This window comes from Hamadaea flava (genome assembly GCF_024172085.1).
GTDB lineage: Bacteria > Actinomycetota > Actinomycetes > Mycobacteriales > Micromonosporaceae > Hamadaea > Hamadaea flava.
Genome location: NZ_JAMZDZ010000001.1, coordinates 7,855,264 through 7,876,779 on the forward strand (window position 1 = coordinate 7,855,264; position 21,516 = coordinate 7,876,779).

Annotated in this window: 20 protein-coding genes and 1 pseudogene; 10 read left to right on the plus strand and 11 right to left on the minus strand. The window is 71.3% G+C overall.

Translation table 11 applies throughout. From position 1 onward, the window contains the following. Positions 1–17 precede the first annotated feature (17 nt). The 9 genes and pseudogenes from HDA40_RS36650 to HDA40_RS36690 form a co-directional block, all read right to left on the minus strand. On the minus strand, positions 18–647 hold the full coding sequence (locus tag HDA40_RS36650) for a carbonic anhydrase (RefSeq protein ID WP_253762458.1): 630 nt from the start codon (positions 645–647) through the stop codon (positions 18–20). A 118-nt stretch (positions 648–765) separates the two neighbouring features. Then, positions 766–1,296: pseudogene (locus tag HDA40_RS36655) on the minus strand (GNAT family N-acetyltransferase). Positions 1,297–1,312: 16 nt separating this feature from the next. Then, complete coding sequence (locus tag HDA40_RS36660; RefSeq protein WP_253762459.1) at positions 1,313–2,095, minus strand: IclR family transcriptional regulator; 783 nt, start codon at positions 2,093–2,095, stop codon at positions 1,313–1,315. A 13-nt stretch (positions 2,096–2,108) separates the two neighbouring features. After that, positions 2,109–2,480, minus strand: coding sequence for a carboxymuconolactone decarboxylase family protein (locus tag HDA40_RS36665; protein WP_253762460.1), 372 nt, complete (start codon positions 2,478–2,480; stop codon positions 2,109–2,111). Positions 2,481–2,552: 72 nt separating this feature from the next. Beyond that, a complete protein-coding gene (locus HDA40_RS36670; RefSeq protein WP_253762461.1) occupies positions 2,553–3,752 on the minus strand; it encodes a lyase family protein in 1,200 nt (399 codons plus the stop codon). Then, positions 3,727–4,281: a protocatechuate 3,4-dioxygenase subunit alpha gene (pcaG, locus tag HDA40_RS36675; RefSeq protein ID WP_253762462.1), complete on the minus strand. Its 555-nt coding sequence runs from the start codon at positions 4,279–4,281 to the stop codon at positions 3,727–3,729. The genes HDA40_RS36670 and pcaG overlap by 26 nt, the downstream gene beginning before the upstream one ends. Further along, a complete protein-coding gene (gene pcaH / locus HDA40_RS36680; RefSeq protein ID WP_253762463.1) occupies positions 4,278–4,973 on the minus strand; it encodes a protocatechuate 3,4-dioxygenase subunit beta in 696 nt (231 codons plus the stop codon). The genes pcaG and pcaH overlap by 4 nt, the downstream gene beginning before the upstream one ends. Further along, positions 4,963–5,733: a CoA-transferase subunit beta gene (locus HDA40_RS36685; RefSeq protein ID WP_253762464.1), complete on the minus strand. Its 771-nt coding sequence runs from the start codon at positions 5,731–5,733 to the stop codon at positions 4,963–4,965. Before HDA40_RS36685 ends, pcaH begins: the two co-directional genes overlap by 11 nt. Next, entirely contained in the window at positions 5,730–6,548 is an 819-nt protein-coding gene (locus HDA40_RS36690; protein WP_253762465.1) for a CoA transferase subunit A, read from the minus strand. The genes HDA40_RS36685 and HDA40_RS36690 overlap by 4 nt, the downstream gene beginning before the upstream one ends. Before the next feature lie 176 nt (positions 6,549–6,724). On the opposite strand from HDA40_RS36690, the gene HDA40_RS36695 reads away from it, so the two are divergent. From HDA40_RS36695 to HDA40_RS36730, 8 genes are read left to right on the plus strand one after another with little or no spacing between them, the layout of a single operon-like run. Next, the gene (locus tag HDA40_RS36695) at positions 6,725–7,687 is read left to right on the plus strand and encodes an ABC transporter substrate-binding protein (protein WP_253762466.1); all 963 of its coding nucleotides are present in this window, start codon (positions 6,725–6,727) and stop codon (positions 7,685–7,687) included. Beyond that, the gene (locus HDA40_RS36700) at positions 7,684–8,451 is read left to right on the plus strand and encodes an ABC transporter permease (RefSeq protein WP_253762467.1); all 768 of its coding nucleotides are present in this window, start codon (positions 7,684–7,686) and stop codon (positions 8,449–8,451) included. The genes HDA40_RS36695 and HDA40_RS36700 overlap by 4 nt, the downstream gene beginning before the upstream one ends. Further along, complete coding sequence (locus tag HDA40_RS36705) at positions 8,448–9,221, plus strand: ABC transporter permease (RefSeq protein ID WP_253762468.1); 774 nt, start codon at positions 8,448–8,450, stop codon at positions 9,219–9,221. Before HDA40_RS36700 ends, HDA40_RS36705 begins: the two co-directional genes overlap by 4 nt. A gap of 5 nt (positions 9,222–9,226) precedes the next feature. After that, positions 9,227–9,994, plus strand: coding sequence for an ABC transporter ATP-binding protein (locus tag HDA40_RS36710; RefSeq protein ID WP_253762469.1), 768 nt, complete (start codon positions 9,227–9,229; stop codon positions 9,992–9,994). After that, positions 9,991–11,448, plus strand: a complete 1,458-nt coding sequence (locus HDA40_RS36715; RefSeq protein WP_253762470.1) for an aldehyde dehydrogenase family protein — start codon at positions 9,991–9,993, stop codon at positions 11,446–11,448. Before HDA40_RS36710 ends, HDA40_RS36715 begins: the two co-directional genes overlap by 4 nt. A 19-nt stretch (positions 11,449–11,467) precedes the next feature. Beyond that, complete coding sequence (locus HDA40_RS36720; protein ID WP_253762471.1) at positions 11,468–12,625, plus strand: 4-hydroxybenzoate 3-monooxygenase; 1,158 nt, start codon at positions 11,468–11,470, stop codon at positions 12,623–12,625. A 52-nt stretch (positions 12,626–12,677) separates the two neighbouring features. Then, positions 12,678–13,361 (plus strand): DUF4240 domain-containing protein, encoded by a 684-nt coding sequence (locus tag HDA40_RS36725; protein ID WP_253762472.1) that lies wholly within the window; start codon positions 12,678–12,680, stop codon positions 13,359–13,361. Positions 13,362–13,370: 9 nt separating this feature from the next. Then, positions 13,371–13,754, plus strand: a complete 384-nt coding sequence (locus HDA40_RS36730; RefSeq protein ID WP_253762473.1) for a nuclear transport factor 2 family protein — start codon at positions 13,371–13,373, stop codon at positions 13,752–13,754. On the opposite strand, the gene HDA40_RS36735 is transcribed toward HDA40_RS36730, so the two are convergent. Beyond that, positions 13,751–14,473 (minus strand): class I SAM-dependent methyltransferase, encoded by a 723-nt coding sequence (locus HDA40_RS36735; protein WP_253762474.1) that lies wholly within the window; start codon positions 14,471–14,473, stop codon positions 13,751–13,753. The genes HDA40_RS36730 and HDA40_RS36735 overlap by 4 nt on opposite strands. Positions 14,474–14,526: 53 nt before the next feature. Between HDA40_RS36735 and HDA40_RS36740 the strand changes: the two genes are divergently transcribed. After that, positions 14,527–15,417 (plus strand): alpha/beta fold hydrolase, encoded by an 891-nt coding sequence (locus tag HDA40_RS36740; protein ID WP_253762475.1) that lies wholly within the window; start codon positions 14,527–14,529, stop codon positions 15,415–15,417. A 12-nt stretch (positions 15,418–15,429) separates the two neighbouring features. Here HDA40_RS36740 and fxsT (HDA40_RS36745) read toward each other — a convergent pair whose 3' ends face one another. After that, the gene (fxsT, locus tag HDA40_RS36745) at positions 15,430–18,147 is read right to left on the minus strand and encodes an FxSxx-COOH system tetratricopeptide repeat protein (RefSeq protein WP_253762476.1); all 2,718 of its coding nucleotides are present in this window, start codon (positions 18,145–18,147) and stop codon (positions 15,430–15,432) included. Between the two features lie 160 nt (positions 18,148–18,307). Between fxsT (HDA40_RS36745) and fxsT (HDA40_RS36750) the strand changes: the two genes are divergently transcribed. Further along, complete coding sequence (gene fxsT, locus HDA40_RS36750; protein ID WP_253762477.1) at positions 18,308–21,514, plus strand: FxSxx-COOH system tetratricopeptide repeat protein; 3,207 nt, start codon at positions 18,308–18,310, stop codon at positions 21,512–21,514. Positions 21,515–21,516 lie beyond the last annotated feature (2 nt).

The window sequence follows — 21,516 nt, forward strand, 5'->3', positions numbered from 1 at the left end:
GCCGCCACGGTACGCGATCAGACGCCGAGGCGGGTGACCAGACTTGCCTTGCCCTCGGCCAGCCGGTAGGACAACCCGACGACCGCGCAGCGGCCTTCCTTGACCCGCTCGGCGATCAGCGCCGAACGCTCGATGATCGTATCGGCGGTGTAGCGGATGTGCTCGGTGACGGCGAGCCCGGGATCCTTGACAGCCAGGTCCCGGACCGGCACGACGCTGATCATGACGCGCTCGACGATGTCCCGGATGAACCCGGGCGGGCTGGTGCCCTCGGCGATGGAGTCCAGCGTCGCGGCGATGGCCCCGCACGAGTCGTGCCCGAGCACCGCGATCAGCGGGACGTCGAGCATGGCCACGGCGTATTCGATGCTGCCCAGCACCTCCGCGCCGACCACGTGACCGGCGGTCCGGATGACGAACAGGTCGCCGAGGCCGCGGTCGAAGATGATCTCGGCGGCGAGCCGGGAGTCGGAGCAGCCGAACAGCACCGCGAACGGACGCTGGCCGGTGGCGGCGGCGGCCCGGCGGTCGGCGTCCTGGTTCGGGTGCTGGCGGTCGCCGGCGACGAACCGATCGTTGCCGGCTAGCAGCAACGTCAGCGCGTCGGCCGGAGTCACCGGCTGGTCGGGGTTCACGGGCTCGCTCATCTCGGCCTTCCGGTCGAACGGATCATGAGTCCTCGTTCGCAATTCTGCCCTACGAAGATTGCCCGCGTATGTGGTAGACCTCATAACCAGCGGATTCCCGCCGTGGGCGGGCCCAGCGTCAGGCTGGGTGGCCGGTCGGCACCCAGAAGCGCAGCTTGCCGCCGTCGGCCTCGAACAGGCGGCCACCGGCGGCCTCGATCACCTTCCGCGAGGCGATGTTGGTGTCGTCGCAGGTCAACAAGGCAGGATCGATGTCCAGCCCGGCGGCGACCGGCAACGCATCGCGCAGCATGCGCCCGGCGTACCCCTGTCGGCGGCGCGACGGGCGGACGTCGTAGCCGATGTGCCCGCCGACCAGACGCAGCTGCGGGGTCAGCCGGTGGCGGATGCCGACACGGCCGACGAACTCCCCGTCCTCGATCCACCAGAGCGTGGTCGCCGGTACTCAACCGCGCGGGCGAGGGGTCTCCTCCAGCGGCGCGGCCAGCAGATCGGCCACGTATCGGGCGAACGTGGCGGGATCGGCGAGCCGGTCGGGATCGAGATCGGCGACGAACGGCGAGCGGCCGGTCGGGTCGGACTCGTGGAACTCGCGTACGCCGGCGGTGAACGAGATGCGGTGCCGGACGTCGGGCGCCTCCAGCGGCATTTCTTGATTCTAAGGTTCAGCGGCGGCGGTTGCGGGTGGTGGCGGGGAGATCGGCCGAGATCCGGGCGGCCGTCGCGAGCAGCGGCGGGACCAGATCGCGGCGAATCGCCTCCAGCGTCGTGCGCCCGGCGTGCGACGAGAGGTTCACCGCCGCCACCACCCGGCCGGCCCGGTCGCGGATCGGGGCGGCGACCGCGCGCAGGCCCTCCTCCAGCTCCTGGTCGACCAGCGCCCAGCCCTGTGCGCGTACGCGCTGCAGCTCGGTGCGCAAGGCGGCGGGGGAGCCGATCGTGCGCGAGGTCAGCCGGTCGAGCCGGATGTCCTTGAGGTACGCCTCCAGCTCCTCGTCCGGCAGCGCGGCGAGCAGCACCCGGCCCATGGAGGTCGCGTACGCCGGGAAGCGGGTCCCGACGCTGATGCTGACCGTCATGATCCGGGAGGTCGGGACACGGGCGACGTAGACGACGTCGTACCCGTCGAGGACGGACACCGACGACGACTCGTTCACCTCGGTCGCCAGCTGCTCCAGGTGCGGTTCGGCCACCTCGGGCAGCGACAGGCTCGACAGGTACGCGTACCCGAGTTCCAGCACGCGGGGGCTGAGCGAGAAGAACCGGCCGTCGCTGCGGACGTAGCCCAGTTCGGCGAGGGTCAGCAGGAACCGCCGAGCGGCCGCCCGGGTGACGCCGGTCGCCGCCGCGACCTCGCTGAGACTCAGCTCCGGATGCGACCGGTCGAACGCCCGGATGACGGCCAACCCGCGTTCCAGCGACTGCACGAAGTCCGACCTGTCTGCCACAACGTTCGCCCTCTCACCCGTCTGCTGCCGGAACGATATCGTTCAGCACTTTCTGAGCTACCGCGAAGGCGGCGTTGACCGCAGGGGCTCCCGCGTACACGGAGGTGTGCAGGAGCGTCTCGCGGATCTCGTCCGGGGTGACGCCGTTGCGGATCGCCGCCGCGACGTGCATCGCGAGCTCTCCCTCGGCGTGCTGCTGGGTCAGCAACGCGATGGTCAGCAGGCTGCGCGTACGCCGGTCCAGGCCGGGGCGCGACCAGACCGCGCCCCAGGCCGTCTCGGTGATGTGCTCCTGCCACGGGCGGGTGAAGTCGGTCGCGGCGGCCAGCGCCCGGTCCACGTGGGCGTCGCCGAGCACTTCCCGCCGGGTCTGCTCACCACTCATCTCGGGCCACCCGTCCCTTCTTTTGGCGGCAGATCATGGATATGCCAGCGATCTTGGGCCAAGATTCCAGGCTCATCCGTGATCTGCCGCATTCGGCGAGCCGGCTCGCGGGGGACCGGAGTGCGGGGAGCGGTGGTGGCGCAGGGCGGCGTCGATGAAGGCGTCCGCGTGGCCGAACGGCCGCGCAGCCGAGGCGTGGTTCTCCAGCGGCCATCCGGCCCGGTCGACGGCGGCCCGCATGACGTCGGTGTGGACGGTCAGCCCGCTGAGGCATTCGCGCAGCCAGGCGGCCGCCGAACCGGCGACTGTCAGCAGTTCGCGCAGCGGCCGCCATTCGGCGTGCCAGGCGCCGGCCGCCCGTTCGTGCTCCGCGATCAGGCTGCCCATCAGGGTGGCGACCAGCCCGGGAGCCTGCGCGGCGGCGGCGAGCGTACTGACGGCGGCGATCGGGTTGCGTTTGTGCGGCATCGCCGTCGACCCGCCCGGCGCGGCCTCTGTGACCTCGCCGATCTCGGTCTGCGCCAGCAGCGTGACGTCGCGAGCGACCTTCCCCGCCGCGCCGGCGGCTATGCCGAGCGCGCCCGCGAGATCGGCGATCCGGCTGCGTTCGGTGTGCCATGGCAGGCCGGGCGCGGAAAGGCCCAGCCGCGCGGCGAACTGCTCGACCGGATCGGCGGCCAACCCCGCGAGGGTTCCCGCAGCCCCGCCGAGTTGGGCGGCAAAGGTCAGCGCGCGCAGCCGGTCCCGGGCGGCGTCCAGGCCCGACAGCCATTGGGCCGCCTTGAGCCCGAAGGGGATCGGGACGGCCTGTTGCAGCAGCGTACGGCCCATCATCGGGGCGGACCGGTACGCCTCGGCCCACTGCGCGGTGACCTCGGCCGCCGCGGTGAGGTCGTCGAGGACGGCCACCACGGCCCGCCGGGCGATCACCATGGCGGCGGTGTCCAGGACGTCCTGCGTGGTCGCGCCGACGTGGACCCACTCGCGGGCCTGCGACGGCACGATCTCCCGGATGATCGCGACCAGCGGATGCACCGGGTTCCCGTGGACTGCGGCCGCCCGGCCGAGCGCGCCGACGTCGATGAGGATGTGCGAGCACGCGTCGGCGATCGCGGCGGCGGCCGCCGGGGGAGCGGTCGCCCCGGCCAGCGCCACCTCGACGTCCAGCAGCGCCCGGACCCACGCGGCGTCAGAGACCGCATCGGCGACGCGGCCCCGGTGCAGGACGCCGCCGAACAGCGACCCGTCAGACGGCGAAGAAGACGGTCTCATGGTCACCCTGCAAGATGATGTCGAAGGTGTAGCCGTCCGGGCCGGGCTGGGCCAGGAGCGTACTGCGGCGTTCGGGGTCCACCACCGCCAGCACGGGGTCGGCCGCGTTGCCCGCCGGCTCGTCGGCGAAGTAGACCCGGGTCACCAGCCGGTCCAGCAGACCCCGGGCGAACACCGACACGTCGATGTGCGGCGCCTGGAACAGCTCGCCGTCACCGGGCACGGGCCCCGGTTTGACGGTACGCACGGCGTACCGGCCGTCGGGGTCGGTGCCGCACCGGGCGAAACCCCGGAAGCCGGGCGTCGCGGCGGATCCCCGCGGATCGTCCGGGTGCGCGAACCGGCCCGCTGGATCGGCCTGCCAGATCTCGATCATGCCCTCGGGGACGGGGTCGCCCGCGCCGTCGACGATCCGGCCACGCAACCAGATCGCCCCCGGCACGTCGTCGGCGACCGCGTACGGGCCGTCCGGCCAGTCCAGGCCGAGGCTGAAGAACGGGCCGACGGTCTGCGACGGCGTGGGGATCACGGCTGCTCCATGGGGGTGGCGTCACGTCCACGAAGGACGATGTCGAACCGGTACGCCTGCGACCACTCCGGCGCGGTGCGGTCGTAGTCGAACGCCGAGACGAGGCGCTGCCGGGCGGCCGGATCGTGGATGGCGTTGAAGATGGGGTCCTGGAAGAACAGCGGGTCGTCCGGGAAGTACATCTGGGTCACCAGGCGCTGCGGGAACGCCCGGCCGAACAGGGAGAAGTGGATGTGCGCCGGCCGCCACGCGTTCGGGTGGTTGCGCCACGGATAGGAGCCGGGCTTGATCGTGGTGAACGTGTAGTCGCCCTGGTCGTCGGTCAGGCAGCGGCCCACTCCAGAGAAGTTCGGGTCGAGCGGCGCGGCGTGGTTGTCCGCCGAGTGGGCGTACCGGCCGGCCGCGTTGGTCTGCCACACCTCCAGCAGGGTGTTGGGCACCGGGCGGCCGTCGCCGTCGAGGACCCGGCCGAAGACCTCGATCCGCTGGCCGATCGGCTCGCCGTCGTGCTGCCGGGTCAGGTCGTGGTCGAGCGGCCCGAGGCGGCCCTCGCCCAGCAGCGGCCCGGTCAGCTCGGTGAGCCGGTGGGGCAGCGCGACGAGCGGCCGTTTCGGGGCGCGCAGCACGGTCGAACCGTACGCGTCCCACGCCAGCGGCGGCCATTGAGCCGGGTCGGGGTGCCTATACGTCACCGGTTCCTCCAACGCTTTCTGCCGTCAGCGCGCGCAGCGCGGCCAGCTCATGATCGGTCGGTTCGGGGGTGACCGCCAGCGGTTCGCGGATCCGCAGCGGCCAGCCGGTCTGTTCGCGTACCCGGTCGGGGTCGACGCCGGGATGCACGCTGGTGAGGGTCAGCTCGCACGTCTCCGGGTCCGGTTCGAGCACGCCGAGATCGGTGATGACCAGCACCGGCCCGCGTCCGCGCAGACCCAGCCGGGCACGGTGGCCCGGGCCGTCGCCGAAGCCGACCGAGGTCACGAAGTCGACCTTGTCGACGAGGGTGCGCCGCCGGTGCCGGACCACGACGGCGACCTCCCGGCACGAGGCGGCGATCTCCGGCGCGCCGCCGGCTCCGGGCAGCCGGACCTTCGGCTGCCGGTAGTCCCCGACGACGGTCGTGTTGATGTTGCCGAACCGGTCCAGCTGCGCGGCCCCCAGGAAACCGAGGTCGATGCGGCCCGGTTGCAGCCAGTAGTTGAAGATCTCCGGCACACTCACCACCGCGTCCGCGGTCACCGCCAGCTCACCGTCGCCAATGGACAAGGGAAGGGTACGCGGACGGGAGCCGATCGTGCCGGACTCGTAGATCAGCGCCAGATCCGGCGCCCCGGTACGCCGGGCGAGGTTGGCCGCGGTGCTCGGCAGCCCGATGCCGACGAAGCAGGAGGCCCGGCCGATCAGCGCGCGGGCTGCGGTCACCGTCATCATCTCGTCGGCGGTCCACCCGGTCATGAGCGCGCCACCGGTTCCAGGACGGTACGCGACAGCCAGTCGAGGAAGGTCTCCCGATCGCGGCTGATCGCGTCCCACGCCCGGTACGCGTCGTTGTCGCGCTCGTAGTAGTCCTGGGCGTAGGAGGGACGGGCGCCGCCGGGGACCTCGGCCACGGCGGTGACCGCCCAGGCGGGCAGCACGATCGCACCTGGACGGGGAGTCAGCTCGGGCACGATCTCCTCGACCGTCACCAGCGAGCGCCGGGCGGCCAGCAGGGCCTCCTTCTGCACTCCGGTGATGCCCCAGAGCTGCACCGCACCGCGCCGGTCGGCCCGCTGCGCGTGGATGATCGTCACGTCGGGGTTCAGCGCGGCGACCGCTGTCAACTCCTCCCCGGTGAACGGGCAGGTCACGGTGGCCACCGTGGACGTATGCCGCAACAGGTCGGTGCCGGTGTAGCCGCGCAGCACCGCGAACGGCAGCCCGGACGCGCCGGCCGCGTACCGGTTGGCCATGCCGGCGTGGCTGTGCTCCTCCAGCCGCAGCGGTTGCGGCCAGCCGTGTTCGACCGCGTCGCGCAGTCGGTGCAGGGAGCCGACGCCCGGGTTGCCGCCCCACGAGAAGATCAGCCCGCTCGCGCAGCCCGCGCCGATCAGCTGGTCGTAGACGATGTCCGGGGTCATCCGGGCCAGCGTCAGATCCCGCCGCCCTTGACGGATCAGCTCATGCCCGGCCGCCACCGGGATGAGGTGCGTGAAACCCTCCAGCGCCACGAGGTCGCCGTCGGCGACCAGGCCCGCGATCCCCTCGGCGAGGGTGACGATCTCGGCCATGCGGCTCCCGGATGTTCGCTATGCGTACAGAAGTTCTGTGCAGTCACCCTAAGAGGGTCACGGGTCACCGTCAATGGCACCAGAAGCATTGACTCTCGCCAGTCTCAGTTCTAGGTTGCCGAGAGAACTTCTGTGCGGCTACCGAACACCCGAACCCGTCCAGGGATGGAGTTCCCATGCGACGACCCCTCGTTGCACTCTTCAGCGCGGCTGCGCTCCTCATCACCACCACGCTCTCGGCCTGCGGCTCCTCGCCGGACAAGCCGTCCACGCCCGGCCAGCCCGACGCGGTCGACGTCGGCGTGATCGCCATCGTCGACGTCGCCCCGATCTACCTCGGCAAGCAGCAGGGCTTCTTCAGCAAGCGCAACATCAACCTCAACCTCACGACCGCCCAGGGCGGTGCGGCGATCGTGCCCGGCGTCGTCAGCGGGCAGTACCAGTTCGGCTTCAGCAACACGCTGTCGCTGCTGGTCGCCACCGAGAAAGGCGTACCGGTCAAGGCCGTCTGCAACGGCAACACCTCCACCGGCAAGGACGGCGAGGACTTCGGCGGTCTGTTCGTCAAGGCGGGCAGCCCGATCACCTCGCCCAAGGACCTGGTCGGCAAGACGGTGGCGACCAACACCCTCAAGAACATCGTCGAGCTGAGCGTCCGCGCCTCGGTCAAGAAAGCCGGCGGCGACCCGGCCGGCGTCAAGTTCACCGAGCTGCCGTTCCCCGACATGCTCCCGGCCCTGCAGGCCGGCCGGGTCGACGGCGTCTTCGTCGTCGAGCCGTTCCAGGCCGCCGCCGTCGCGGCCGGCGCGAAGAAGATCGCCTCCAGCTTCGTCGACCTCGCCGGCAACCTGACCATCTCGATGTACTTCACCTCCAAGCAGCTCGCGACGTCGAACCCGGATCTGGTCGCGCGGTTCACCGAGGCGATGAAGGAATCCCTCGCGTACGCCGAGAGTCATCCGGACGACGTGCGCACAGTGCTCGGCACGTACACCCAGATCTCGGCCGAGGTGCGGGCGAAACTGACCCTGCCCAAGTTCCCGGCCGACATCGACAAGGCGTCCGTGCAGTCCGTCGGCGACCAGGCGCAGAGCCTCGGCCTGCTGACCAAGGCGCCTGACCTGAACCTGCTGCCGTGAACCGGACCGCGCTGAGCCTGCTCGGCCTGGCCACGTTCGCCGCCATCGGAGAGGTCGCGCCGCGGATCGGTCTCGTGCCGGCCGCGTACGCCCCGCCGACCAGCCGGATCGCGGTAGCGCTCGCCGATGAGGCCGCCACCGGGCGGTTCTGGCTCGCGTTGCGCGACACCGTCCTGACCTGGGCGTTGGGGCTGGCGATCGCGGTGGTGGCGGGCGTGGTCATCGGCGTGCTGCTCGGCGCGGTCCCGGTCCTCTGGGCGGTCTCGTCATCCACTGTGGAGTTCCTGCGCCCGATTCCCTCGGTGGCCCTGATCCCGCTCGTCGTCGTCCTGTACGGCTCCACGATCCGCTCCACCGTGGTCCTCGTCGTGTACGCCGCCTTCTGGCAGGTACTGCTGCAAGTCCTGCACGGGGTGGCCGACGTGGACCCGGTGGCGCGGGACACCGCCCGCGTCTACGGCCTCGGCCGGTGGGCGCGGGTGCGGTACCTCGTCTGGCCGACCGCGCTGCCCTACGTCGTCACCGGCGTACGCCTGGCCGCGTCGGTCGCGCTGATCCTGGCCGTCACCGGCGAGTTGGTCGTCGGCTCGCCAGGACTGGGCAAGGAGATCGAAGTGGCCCGGCAGAGCGCCGCGGTTCCCCTGGTGTACGCCCTGGTGACCGTCTGCGGACTGCTCGGAGTCCTCGCCAACGTCGCGACGCGGGCGGTGGAACGCCGCGTCCTGGCGTGGCACGCCGCCGTCCGGACGGAGGTGGGTACGTGATCTTCGTCCGGCGCGTTCTCCTCGCGGTCGCCCTGCCGATCGCGTTGCTGGCCGTCTGGTGGTTCACCAGCGCCGACAGCCAGGCGTACCAGTGGCCGCCGTTGTCGCGCATCCTGCAGGCGTTCCTCGACACGTGGACGCCCGACAAGCTGCGGACCGACGTGCTGCCCAGCCTGATCCGGCTCGGCGCCGGCTATGCCCTGGCTCTCGTCGCCGGGATCGCCCTCGGCGTGCTGATCGGCGGGTCGGCCGGGCTGCGGGCGTACCTGGAACCGGTGCTGGAGTTCATGCGGGCCATCCCGCCGCCCGTCGTCGTCCCGATCATCATGCTGGTCCTCGGGATCGGCGACACCATGAAGATCGTCGTCATCGCATTCGGCTGCGTCTGGCCGATCCTGCTCAACACGGTCGAAGGCGTACGCGGCCGGGACGAGGTGCTCGACGACACCTGCCGCACCTACGGCATCCGGGGCGGGCTGCGGCTGCGGCACCTGGTGCTGCGCGCGGCCAGCCCGCAGATCCTCACCGGAGCGCGGCAGGCCCTGTCGATCGCGATCATCCTGATGGTGATCAGCGAGCTGTTCGCGGCCGAGAACGGGCTCGGCTTCACCGTCATGCAGTTCTCCCGCGGCTTCGAGATCCCCGAGATGTGGAGCGGAGTCTTCCTCCTCGGCCTGCTCGGCGTCGTCCTGGCGGTCGCGTACCGGCTGGTCGAACGGTGGCTGTTGCGGTGGTACCACGGCGCACGCGCCCACGAGCGGGAGTGGTGATGGGAATGCTCGAAGTAAGCGGGCTGCGCAAGGTCTACGAGGGCCACGGCCGCCGGGTCGAGGCCATCGGCGACCTGACCCTCACCGTCCCGCAGGGATCGCTGACCTGCGTCGTCGGCCCGTCCGGCTGCGGCAAGACCACGCTGCTGCGCTGCGTCGCCGGACTGCTGCCGGCCACCGCCGGCGAGGTACGCGTCCAAGGCGTACCGGTCACTGGTCCGACGCCGGGGCTGGCCGTCGTCTTCCAGGAATACGGCCGCTCCCTGTTCCCATGGCTACGCGTACGCCAGAACGTCGAACTGCCGTTGAAGGCCGCCGGGCTGCCCCGCCAGCAACGCACCGCCCTGGTGGGAGAGGCACTGGCCGCCGTCGGGCTGGAGGACGCCCATTCGGCGTACCCGTGGCAGTTGTCGGGTGGGATGCAGCAGCGGGTGGCGATCGCGCGCGCCATCGCGTACCAGCCGAAAGTGCTGTTGATGGACGAGCCGTTCGCGGCCGTCGACGCCCAGACCCGCGCGGATCTGGAAGATCTGATCCGCGCGGTGTGGCGGCGGCTCGGCGTGACCTTGCTGTTCGTCACCCACGACATCGACGAAGCCGTGTACCTGGGGGAGCGCGTCATCGTGCTGTCGGCGTCGCCGACGCGAGTGGCCGAAGACTTCCCGATCGACCTGCCCGACGAGCGCGACCAGCTCGGCACCCGCGCCGACCCACGGTTCACCGAACTGCGCGGCCGGGTGTACGCCCAGATCCAGAAAGCGAAATCTCGATGAGCTTCTTCGACGCGAACACCTGGGACGGCAAGATCTACAGTGGCCGGTGGCAGCCCGCGAACGGCGGGTCGATCCCGATCGTCGAACCCGCCACCAGTGGCGTGCTGGGCCGCAGCGGGCTCGCCGACGCGACCGACGTCGCCGAGGCGGCCGTGGCCGCCGCGAACGCCCAGCGTGACTGGGCGGCCACCAGCTTCGAGGAACGCGCGGCCGTCCTGCGCCGCGCCGGCACGCTCGTCGAACAGCACGCCGCCGAGCTACGCGACTGGGTGATCCGCGAAACCGGCGCCGTGCCCGGCATGGCCGACTTCGCCGTCGGCGTCGCCGCCCAGGAATGCTACGAGGCGGCCGCCCTGGCGCACCGGCCGCAAGGCGAGATCCTGCAGACCAACCAGCCGCGGCTGTCGTTGCTGCGCCGCGTCCCGGTCGGCGTCGTCGGCGTGATCTCCCCGTTCAACGTGCCGCTGATCCTGTCGATCCGCTCAGTCGCGCCGGCGCTGGCGCTGGGCAACGCCGTCGTGCTCAAACCCGACCCCCGTACGCCGGTCAGCGGCGGCTTCGCCCTTGCCCGGATCTTCGAGGAAGCCGGCCTGCGCGAAGGAGTGCTGCACGTAATGCCCGGCGGAGCCGAAGCCGGCGAGGCGCTGGTCGCCCACCCGCTCATCCGGGTCATCTCCTTCACCGGCGCCACCTCGACCGGCCGCAAGGTCGCCGAACTCGCCGCCCGCCACCTCAAGCGGGTTCACCTGGAACTGGGCGGGAACTCGGCGCTGATCGTGCTCGCCGACGCCGACCTCGACAAGGCGGTCTCGGCCGGGGCGTGGGGCTCGTTCCTGCACCAGGGCCAGATCTGCATGACCGCCGGCCGGCACCTCGTGCACTCCGCGGTTTACGACACCTACGTCTCCGCGCTGGCCGAACACGCGTCACACCTGCCGGTGGGCGATCCGTTCACCGCTCCCGTGGCCCTCGGACCGCTGATCGACTCGTCCCAGCGCGACAAGGTGCACGCGCTGGTGACCGACACCGTCGGTGCCGGAGCCCGGCTCGCAGCGGGTGGCACCTTCGACGACCTCTTCTACCGGCCGACCGTCCTCGCCGAGGTCCGCCCCGACATGGCCGCCTACGCGCAGGAGGTGTTCGGGCCGGTCGCCCCGGTCGTTCCGTTCACCGACCTCGAGGAGGCCGCGTCGCTGGCCCGCGGCTCCGCCTACGGGCTGTCGCTGAGCATTCTCACCGGTGACGCGATGCGCGGCCTGGCCCTGGCCGAGCAGATCCCGAGCGGCATCGTCCACATCAACGACCAGACCGTCAACGACGAGGCAGTCGCCCCGTTCGGCGGCGTCCTCGACTCCGGCACCGGGGCGCGCTTCGGCGGCGCAGGCAACCTCGACGCGTTCACCGAGCAACGCTGGGTCACCCTCCGGGGGACGATCCCGGCGTACCCGTTCTGATGCGGGGACAGTAGTGGGGGTGAGGACGCAAGTCGGCATCGTCGGGGCCGGACCAGCCGGCCTCGTGCTCGCGCATCTGTTGCACCTGAACGGCATCGACTCCGTCGTGGTCGAACGCCAGACCCGCGACCACGTGGAGAAGCGCATCCGCGCCGGGGTGCTCGAACACGGCACCGTCGACCTGCTCACCGCGGCCGGGCTGGGCGACCGGCTCCTGCGTGAGCGCATGGTCCATCACGGCGTCGAGCTGCTGTTCGACCGGGTCGGCCACCGGGTGCCGCTCACCGAGCTGACCGGCCGCGAGATCACCATCTACGGCCAGCACGAGCTGGTCAAGGACCTGATCAGCGCGCGGCTCGACACGGAACGTCCGCTGCACTTCGAAGCCGCCGACGTCCAGGTCGACGGCACCGAGCTGACCTTCCACGTGGACGGGACACAGACGACTGTGGAATGCGACTTCATCGCCGGGTGCGACGGCTTCCACGGGATCAGCCGAGCGGGCATCCCGCCGTCGGCGCTCACCGTCTTCGAGCGGGAATATCCGCACGCCTGGCTCGGCGTGCTCGCGCAGGCGCCGCCCGCCTCCGACGAGCTGGTGTACGCGTACCACGATCGTGGATTCGCCCTGCACAGCATGCGTACGCCCGACATCACCCGGCTGTATCTCCAGGTTCCCGCCGACACCGACGCCGCGGACTGGCCGGACGCGAGAATCTGGGACGAGCTGCGTACGCGGCTGGATCGCGACGATCCCCGCTGGCAGCTGAACGAAGGCCCGATCCTGGAGAAGTCGGTAGCCGCCATGCGCAGTTTCGTGGTCACTCCGATGCAGCACGAGCAGCTGTTCCTCGCCGGGGATGCCGCGCACATCGTCCCGCCGACCGGAGCGAAAGGACTGAACCTCGCCGTCGCCGACGTCGCCGTGCTCGCGGAAGGCTTCGCGGAGTACTACGCCGGGCGCGGCTCCGGCCTGCTCCGGCGATATTCCGAGACCTGCCTCCGGCGAGTCTGGCGGGTGCAGCACTTCTCCTGGTGGATGACCTCGATGCTGCACCGCGTGGACGACGACCCGTTCACCCGTGAGCTGCAACTGTCGCAACTGCGGTACGTGACCTCGTCCACCGCCGCCGCCACGACGCTCGCCGAGAACTACGTCGGCTTCCCGATGGCCTGACCCATATCGGGGTCGCGGCCCGGCGGCGTGCGCGGCGTGTCATAGTGCGCGCATGGACATCGAAGCGTTCTGGGATCTCGTCGAGGCCGCGAAGAAGAGCGGTCCCGACCGGACCCAGCACCTCACCGACGCGCTCGCCGAGCGCCCGGTGGCCGAGCTGATCGCGTTCGACCTGCATCTGGAGCGGCAGAAGCAGCGAGCCGACACCTGGCTGCTGTGGGGTGCGGCGTACGCGATCTGCGACTCGCACTGCTCCGACGACGGGTTCTGGTACTTCCAGTCCTGGCTGGTCGGCCTCGGCCGGGAGTCGTTCGAACGGGTGGTCGCCGATCCGGACGCGCTCGCCGACGTCGACGAGGTACGCGCCCTGGCCGGGCGGCCGTCGCACGAATGGGCCGAACAGGAGTGGCCCGACTGGGAGCTGCTCGACTACGTCGCTGCGGAGGCGTACGAGCGGATCACCGGCGGGGACGGCGACGACTTCGAGGACCTGCTGACGGCGGCGGGCGGGAGCGGCCAGGCGTCGCCGGAGCCGGCCGGCGACAGCTGGGACTTCGAGGACGCGGCCGAGAACGCGCGGCGTCTGCCCCGGGTGAGCGCGATGTTCCCGTTGTCGCCCATCGAGGAGCGCGACGCGCGCACGGAGGCGGTGTTCGCGGACTTCCTCGCCCAGTCCGGCCAGTCGGAGGAGGAGTTCTTCACAGCGCTGGAAACCCGCGTGCAGGGCGGCAAGTAAGGTGGGTGCATGATCACGAACGAGCGGGCGGCCGAGTTCAGCCGGCACTGGGTGGACGCGTGGAACAGTCACGACCTGGAGGCGATCCTCGCGCACTTCCACGACGACGTGGTCTTCAGCTCGCCGGTCGCCGTCCAGCTCTTCCCCGACAGCGGCGGTGTCCTGCGGGGCAAGGACGCGCTGCGGGCGTACTGGGGCAAGGGATTGCAGGCGATCCCGGATCTGCGCTTCAGCGTCGAGGCGGTCTACGCGGGCGTCAGCACGATCGTCATCAACTACCGCAACCAGCGCGGCAACCTCGTCAACGAGGTGCTGATCTTCGACGGCGACCTCGTCGCGCAGGGCCACGGCACCTACCTCGGCCAGGACAATCCGGCCGGCGTCACCGCCTAGACCCGGCGCGCGATCGTGATGATCTCGCGGCTGTCCGGCCCGATCGGCGTGCCGTCCCAGTCGCCGCACTGATCGTCGATCACGAAGCCCGCCTCGGTGAGGAACGCGTTCAGCGTCGGAACGTCGAGGAAACGCAGCGCGGTCTGCTCGGTCCGAAGCACCGTGCCGTCGGCGTCGCCGAGCAGGCCGGTGAAGGTGACGACGTCGCCCGCCACCGAGTCGACCCGGTACCAGCTCCGCAGTGGCGGATCGGCGACGTCGGTGGCATTGGCCGGATTCCACTGCTCCCACGCCCGCGCCAGCGGATGCCGCGTCTCGAAGGCGAATCGCCCGCCGTCGCGCAAGGCCGCGCGGATCGCGCTCAGCGAGGCGCGTAGCTCCTCGTCGCCGGTCAGGCATTGAAACGCGTGGCTCGTCATCGTGGCCAGGTCGAACTCGCGGGTCCAGGCCGCGTCGGCGGCGGCTCCCGAAACCCACTCGATATCGGTACGCACAACGGCGCGACCGAGCATCGCCGGGTCGGGATCGAGGCCGACCAGGCGGCCACGGTGCCCCTGCGATCGGGCGAAGTGCAGCATCGTCCCGGTTCCGCAGCCGACATCGAGAACGGCGTCGGCCGCCATCACCAGCCGGTGGTAGAAGGCATCCGAGGCGTACCGGCCGGGATCCCACGGATTGAGCACATCGTAGAGTGCGGCAGCCTCGGCGTCGGAGATCATTCTGGCATCGTGCCAGACGCCCGGCTGCCGTAGGCTCGGACACGGGAGGTCACGTGTCCAATACGCGCCGTGCACAACCGCGCCTGGTTCCGTCGCCGCGCGGCGGGGTGTTGTCGGTGGAGGTGAGCGGCGCCCCCGACGGACGGCCGGTCTTCCTGATGCACGGTACGCCGGGCAGCCGCAGCGGTCCGCGTCCGCGCAGCATCGTGCTCTACCGCATGGGCGTCCGCCTGATCTCCTACGACCGCCCGGGCTACGGCGACTCGACCCGGGTGCCCGGCCGGCTGGTGCGGGACGCGGCCGACGACGTGGCCGCGATCGCCGACGATCTGGGCCTGGCCACGTTCGCCGTGATCGGCCGGTCCGGTGGTGGCCCGCACGCGCTGGCCTGCGCCGCGCTCCTGCCGGGCCGGGTGACCCGGACGGCCGCGCTGGTCAGCATCGCCCCGCCGGACGCACCCGGTCTGGCCTGGTTCGACGGGATGGCCAAGGGGAACACGAGCGACTACGAGGTGGCCGACCGTGACATCGCGCTGTTCACCCAGCGGCTGCTGGAACGGGCCGATCATGTGCGGCGCGATCCGCGGATCCTGATGGACGCGTTGCGCGGCGAACTGCGGGACTCGGATCTGCGGGTGATCGACGACGCCGCGTTCCGCCGCCACATCACCGACACCTATGTCGAGGCGATGCGCTACGGCGGGCACGGCTGGGTGGACGACGCTCTGGCGTTCCGGCGCGACTGGGGTTTCGAGCTGTCCGGCGTGGACACCGAGGTGCTGCTGTGGCATGGCGCGGACGACTCGTTCTCCCCGGTGGGGCATACGGAATGGCTCGCGTCGCAGCTCAAACAGGTCGAGGTGCAGATTCAGGCCGACACGGCGCACTTCGGCGCGATGGAGATCCTGCCGCAGGCGCTGGCCTGGGTGATCGCCGACGCCTGACCGGCTGCGGGTTCAGCCTTCGGGGAAGGACGCCACCTGGAACTTCAGGTACGCCAACTGCCGGCGCAGCTCGGCGGCGTCCGGCTCCTCGCTGACCGCCAGGCGTTCGGTCCAGGTCTGTTCGAGGCTGCGGCCGAGCCGGCGGCCTTCGGCGTACTGGCCACGGTGCCGCAGATGGCGTAACCGGTGCAGCAGCAGCTGCCGGACGGCCGGATCGGTGCACCGGGCCGCCCCGGAGGCGTCCAGATGCGGCCCGAGTTCGGCGTACGCGGTCCACGCGCGCGGATCGTCCTCGTCGGCCGGGGGCCGGGTCGCGGCGAGCACCACGTGTGCGTGATGCCGGGTCGCGGCCAGCTCCGGTTCGGTCATCCGGGATCGGATCACCTGCTGGAGCACGGGGTGGACGACGATCCGGGCGCCGCCCGCCTCGGGTCGGCGGACGTCGAGCTGGAGCAGAGCGAGCCGGGTCAGAGTCTGCACGAGTTTGCCGCGCGTCCAGCGGTCGGTGACGGCCGGGTCGACCTCGGCCAGCGCCTCGGCGAGCGCATCGCTGTACACGATGGACAGATCGATCTCCGGTCCGAGCACAGAGCACACCTCCAGCAGCCGGTACGCCGCCGCGGCCTCGGTCCGCAACCGGTCGAGCGAGGCGTTCCACCAGCGCAGCCGCGACCCGATCCGCTCGGGCTCGACCAGCAGCTCGGCCGCCGGCCGGCCGGTGTCGGCCAGCCAGCGCCCAGCCGCCGCGACCGCGACCGGCAGGTCCGCCACCGACGCGGCGACCTGGACGGCCTCGGAGTCCCGGATGGTCGGCAGCCGATGGCGCAGGTGCGCGATGCTCTCGGCCCGGTCGAACAGGCCGACCTCCACCGGCTCGGCGTGCTCGGCCCAGGCCGGGTCGCGCGAGGTGACTAGCGTGTGCCCGAAACCGCGCGGGAGCAGCCCAGCGACGGCGTCGAAGTCGTCAGCCCCGTCGAAGACGACGAGCCAGTCGCCCGACATGCGACCGCGTTCGAGCGCGGCCAGGGCCGCGCGGGCGGCCGCGACCGGCGACGGGCGCTTGACCGCCAGGTGCGGCGCCAGTGCGGCCAGCTGGGCGGTCACGTCGCCGGCCGCGTCGATCCACCACACCAGGTCGTACGCGGCGGCGTAGCGGTGCGCGTACTCGATGGCGAGCTGGGTCTTGCCGATGCCGCCCATGCCGAGGACCGCGACGCGCGACCCACCGGGCAGCAGCGCCGCGCCCTCGTGGTCGCGCAGCCGGTCGCGCAGCTCGCGCATCTCGTGGCCGCGGCCGGTGAACCGGGGCTCGCGCCGGGGCGCGGAGAAGATCGACGGCGAGCGGCCCGGGAACCGGATCGGCGCATTCGGTCCATCCAGGACGGTCCCGGCGTGCCCCAGCAGAGTGAGCAGGTTCGTCGTCGCCGCGACCACGTCGTCACCCCACAGCCGGGCGCTGTGCGCGGCGTCGAAGGTGGTCACCGGCGCGACGTCGGCGATGTACGCGGCCAGCGGCGGCCCACCGGCCGCGGCGCGCCCGTCGTGGGTCAGCCGGGACAGGGCGCCCGCGTTGGCGGCCGAGACCAGGGTCAGCCGCGTCGCACCGGGCGGAGGGTCGACCCCGTCGAGCCACGGATCGGCGACGGCCAGCCCGGCGCCCCGGCAGATCGACGCGACCCATTCGCCCCAGACCGCGTCGGCCGGGGCGTAGTGCAAAGTGATGTCGCTGACGACCGGATCGGGCGTGCGGACGAACCGGGCGGCGGTGCGCCGCCGCACGCTTTCGTTGAGCATGGGCGGCCCGGTGACCTGTCCGTTGGTGATGTGCCGGACCAGTTCGGCGTACGCCGACAGCAGCGTCCCCGGCACGCCCGGCGGATCGGCGACGGCGGCGAGGATCTCCTCGAACGCGTACGCGGGCTGGTAGGGCACCTCGACGGCGGTCCAGTAGCGGCGGCGTTGCGCGTCGGTCAGCCCAGCCGGCAGCCCCGCCAGGCGTCGCATCGCGACCGTCCGCCCGGCCTGCGCCTGCGCCGCCTGGCTCCGGTCGATGTGCATCGGCACCGGCAGTACGCGGATGGCCCGGTTGCGATGCCGGCTGGCGATCTCCCGGGCGAGCGCGGACGCGCCGGAGATCGCCTGCTCGGCGAAGGTGAAGCAGGTGACGACGGTGTCGGGCAGGTGCGCGGTGCAGATGTCGGCCAGCTCGCTGAGCCCGGTCCGGCTGTCGATCAGGACGTAGTCGTAGCGCCGGCGCATGTCCTCCCGCAGCGCGTCGAAGAACCGGCCGCCGTGCCGCCGCTCGTAGAAGTCGTCCCAGTCGAGGTCGCCCAGATGGGTGGCGTAATCCCGGTTCTGCCGACCGGCCGACAGGAGATCGAGTCGCCCCCGGCCGAACGACCACGTGAGGGGGAGGGCGTAGCGGTCCACCTCGGCGTAATGGGCGTACCAGGCCGGGTCCTGCGGTTCACCGGCCTCGGTGGCGTGCTCGAACTCGCGGATCAGATCGATCACCCCGCCGGCCGTGGACAGCCGGGCGACGTCGAGGAACGGATGGAGGAACCGGTGCAGCCCCGGCGATTCGAGGTCCCAGTCGGCGGCCAGCACCCGGTGGCCGGCCGAGGCCAGGATCCAGGCCACATTGGCCACCGCCATGGTGCGCCCGGTGCCGCCTTTGAACGAGTAGAACGTGACTATCTCACCGTGTCGGCGATCGGCGCCGCTGCTCACACAGGGCCTCCCTAATGGCACGTCCTTCGATTAAAGCACCCGGACGCGACGCCGAGACGATTCACCGTTTCCGATGTTTTGTGGGATGGTCGCGGTCGGTTACGATCCGTTCGGGTATCGGTTCACTGAGGACCTGCGCTCACGAGGGGAAAGAGGGCCCATGGCCGAGTCGGCGACCCGAGGAACGCTGGAAAGCCTCGTGGACATGCTCGTCCGGCTGCCGGAACTGGCCGATCCCGCCGTTCGCGACCAACTCGTCGACCGCGTACGCCAAGAGCTGCGCCGGCCGCTGCGGATCAAACGCTTCGCCGACGTACGCCCCGAGCTGTCCAGCTTGGTCAACGCCTGTAACGCGTGCTCGGGCGGATTGCGCGTACTCGCCTCGGTGATCGCCGAACAGCACGTCGGCGAGATCGCCGCGGTGCGGGCGGCGGTGAGCGACCTGAGCCCCGGACTGCTGTCCGTGCCCGACCGGGATCACCTGCGCGGCCTGCTCGCCAACCTGCCCGCCCACCAGATCGGCGAGGCGGTGGACGGACTCGGCGGCGCCGAGCAGCTCTACTCGATGCGTACCTGGCGCGACACCGCCAACGCGATCCGGATCATGGAGGGCCTGCCGATCCCCGAGGACGGCGTACCCCAGGTGCTCGCCTTCGCCAGCCGGTTGTCCGAGCTGCTCACCGGCCCGGTCTCCGACGGCCTGCGGACCTGGGTCGACACCGTCGCGGGTGGACTCGGCGTCGACCTGGCCGCCCTCGTCGTGCTGCGCGGGGGCGCGGGACCGCTCGCCACACCGCCACCGTTCACGCCGCCATCGCCACGAGGCGCGGTGCCGCCGCGTCGCTCGGAGACCCGGGTGGTCGGCGGTGGCGTACCGACCCGGAACCGGCACTTCACCGGCCGCAGCGAGTTGCTCGACAACCTGACCGACGTGCTCAGCAGCGGCGAGCAGGCGGCGGTCCTGCCGCCGGCCCTGCACGGCCTCGGCGGTGTCGGCAAGACCCAGCTCGTCGTGGAGTACGTCTACCGGCACCTCGACGACTACGAGCTGGTCTGGTGGATTCCCGCCGAGCGGACCGCGACCGTCCTGGCATCGCTGACCCAGCTCGCCGAGACGCTGCACCTGACCGTCGCCGAGGACCGGCAGCAGACCGCGCGGACGGTGCTCGACGCGCTGGCCGGTCTACGGGTGCCGTGGCTGCTCGTCTACGACAACGCCGACGACCCGGACGTGCTCAAGCCGTTCCTGCCCGCCACCGGCGGCCACGTCATCGTGACCACCCGCAACCCGGAGTGGGGCGCGGTCGGCCGGCCGATCGAGGTCGACGTCTTCCCCCGCGGCGAGAGCATCCAGCTGCTCCAAGGCCGGGGGCTGCAGCTGAAGGAGGGCGAGGCCGAGGCGCTGGCCAACAAGCTCGGCGACCTGCCGCTGGCGCTGGAGCAGGCGGTCCTGTGGTGCAAGTCCACGGCGATGCCGGTGACCGAGTACATCGAGCTGCTCGACAGCCACCGCCGTTCCGATCTGCTGTCGGAGTCCAAGCCCTACGGCTACCCGATCACGGTCACGGCGTTCGTCACGCTCGCAAGCGAGACGTTGCGGGAGAAGGCTCCCGCCACCGCCCAGCTGTTCGAGCTGCTGTCCTTCCTCTCCGGCGAGCCGGTGTCGCAGAACCTGCTCAGCCGGGGCAAGTCAGCCCGCGTCACCGAGCCGCTGCGGACCACCCTCAACGATCCGGTCGCGCTCAGCCGGGTCGTGCGCGACCTGAACAACCGCGGTCTGGCCAAGGTGGACCCGGCGCAGCGCATCCAGGTGCACCGCCTGGTCCAGGACATCCTGCGCGACATCCTCCCGGCCGACCGGGCGGAGGTGACGCTGCGCAACGCCCAGCGGCTGCTGGCCGCCGCCAACCCCGGCGACCCGGACGAACGCGGCGAGCTGGAGAGCCAGGCCGAACTCGGCCCGCACCTCGACCGCGCCCGGATGATCTACGCCGAGGACGACGACGCGCGCGTCGCGGTCCTGGACCACGCCCGATACCTCTACCTGATCGGTGACTACGAGAACAGCGTCCGGCTCTCCTCCGAGGCCGTCGCGTACTGGAGCCAGCCCAGCGACGACCCGCTGCTCGGCCCGGACGGCCTCTACACGCTGCGCGCGTCCAGCGTCCAGTCCAACGCGCTGCGCGCGCTGGGCCAGGCAAGCGAGGCCCGCGACATCGCCAACGACACCTACGACCGGATGTGCGCCAGCCCGCTGATCGGCGAGATGCACGAGTTCACCCTCATCCACGCCAACCAGGTGGGCCACTCGCTGCGGATCGCCGGGCGCTACAACGACGCGCTGGAGTTCGACACCGGATCGCTGGCCCGGCACCGGCACGTGTTCAACGCGGCCGAGGCGTACACCCTCCGGGCGCAGGCCAACCTCGCCGTCGACCTGCGCATGATCGGCGACTTCGCCCAGGCCTTCGAGCAGGACCGCGAGATCGCCAACCACTGGGAAGACGTCGGCGGCACCGACCCCCGAGCCCTGGCGGCGTACATCAACCAGGCCCGCAACTACTACGGCATGGGCGCGTACCGGGCCGGTCTGGAGTGGATCCAGCAGTGGCGGGAGCCGCTGGCCGACGCCCTCGGCGCGGGCAGCAGCCAGGTCTTGCTGGCCGACCGGACCTACGCGATCCTGCTGCGCAAGCTCGGCTACCTCTTCGAGGCGCGCGCGGTCCTCCGCGAGCACCTCGAACGCAGCCTGAGCCGGTTCGGTGAGACCCACGAGTTCACCAACGCCGCCGCCGTCAGCTACGCGAACGTGCTGCGCCAGGTCGGCGAGCCGGACGAGGCGGCCCAGCTGCTCGAGGACGCGCTCGAACGTTACGACCTCTACTTCGGCGTCAAGCACCCGCTGACCCTGGCCGCCCGGGTCAACCAGGGCATCCTCATGCGATCGATGGGCGACTACGACGACGCCCGCGTCCTCGGCGAGAGCTGCTACGCCGACTTCGCCGAGGTGCTGGGCGCCAGCCACCCGTACACCATCTGCGCCGGGGTCTCCCGGGCGACCGACCTGGCCATCGCCGGCGAGCACGAGGCCGCCGCCGCGCTGTCGGAGCAGATGTACCAGATCAGCCAGCAGCTGGCCGGCGGCGGCCACGAGGCCCGCAACGGCGCCGAGCACCCATACCTGCTGATGCGCGGGATCAACCTGGCGCACGACCTGCGGGCGGTGGGCAAGACGGCCGAGGCGGACCGATACCGGCAGACGTCCTACCGGGCGCTGCGCGACTCGCTGGGGGCCAACCACCCCGAGGTACAGGCCATCGAACGGGACGAACGGACCGAGGGCGACATCGAGCCGCCCCCGACCTGATC

Bases quoted from the DNA above. Each gene is read 5' to 3' on its own strand.
- HDA40_RS36650 (WP_253762458.1), bottom strand. From the start codon at position 647: ATGAGCGAGCCCGTGAACCCCGACCAGCCGGTGACTCCGGCCGACGCG.
- HDA40_RS36665 (WP_253762460.1), bottom strand. From the start codon at position 2,480: ATGAGTGGTGAGCAGACCCGGCGGGAAGTGCTCGGCGACGCCCACGTG.
- HDA40_RS36670 (WP_253762461.1), bottom strand. From the start codon at position 3,752: ATGAGACCGTCTTCTTCGCCGTCTGACGGGTCGCTGTTCGGCGGCGTC.
- HDA40_RS36685 (WP_253762464.1), bottom strand. From the start codon at position 5,733: ATGACCGGGTGGACCGCCGACGAGATGATGACGGTGACCGCAGCCCGC.
- HDA40_RS36690 (WP_253762465.1), bottom strand. From the start codon at position 6,548: ATGGCCGAGATCGTCACCCTCGCCGAGGGGATCGCGGGCCTGGTCGCC.
- HDA40_RS36695 (WP_253762466.1), top strand. From the start codon at position 6,725: ATGCGACGACCCCTCGTTGCACTCTTCAGCGCGGCTGCGCTCCTCATC.
- HDA40_RS36710 (WP_253762469.1), top strand. From the start codon at position 9,227: ATGCTCGAAGTAAGCGGGCTGCGCAAGGTCTACGAGGGCCACGGCCGC.
- HDA40_RS36715 (WP_253762470.1), top strand. From the start codon at position 9,991: ATGAGCTTCTTCGACGCGAACACCTGGGACGGCAAGATCTACAGTGGC.
- HDA40_RS36725 (WP_253762472.1), top strand. From the start codon at position 12,678: ATGGACATCGAAGCGTTCTGGGATCTCGTCGAGGCCGCGAAGAAGAGC.
- HDA40_RS36730 (WP_253762473.1), top strand. From the start codon at position 13,371: ATGATCACGAACGAGCGGGCGGCCGAGTTCAGCCGGCACTGGGTGGAC.
- HDA40_RS36735 (WP_253762474.1), bottom strand. From the start codon at position 14,473: ATGATCTCCGACGCCGAGGCTGCCGCACTCTACGATGTGCTCAATCCG.
- fxsT (WP_253762477.1), top strand. From the start codon at position 18,308: ATGGCCGAGTCGGCGACCCGAGGAACGCTGGAAAGCCTCGTGGACATG.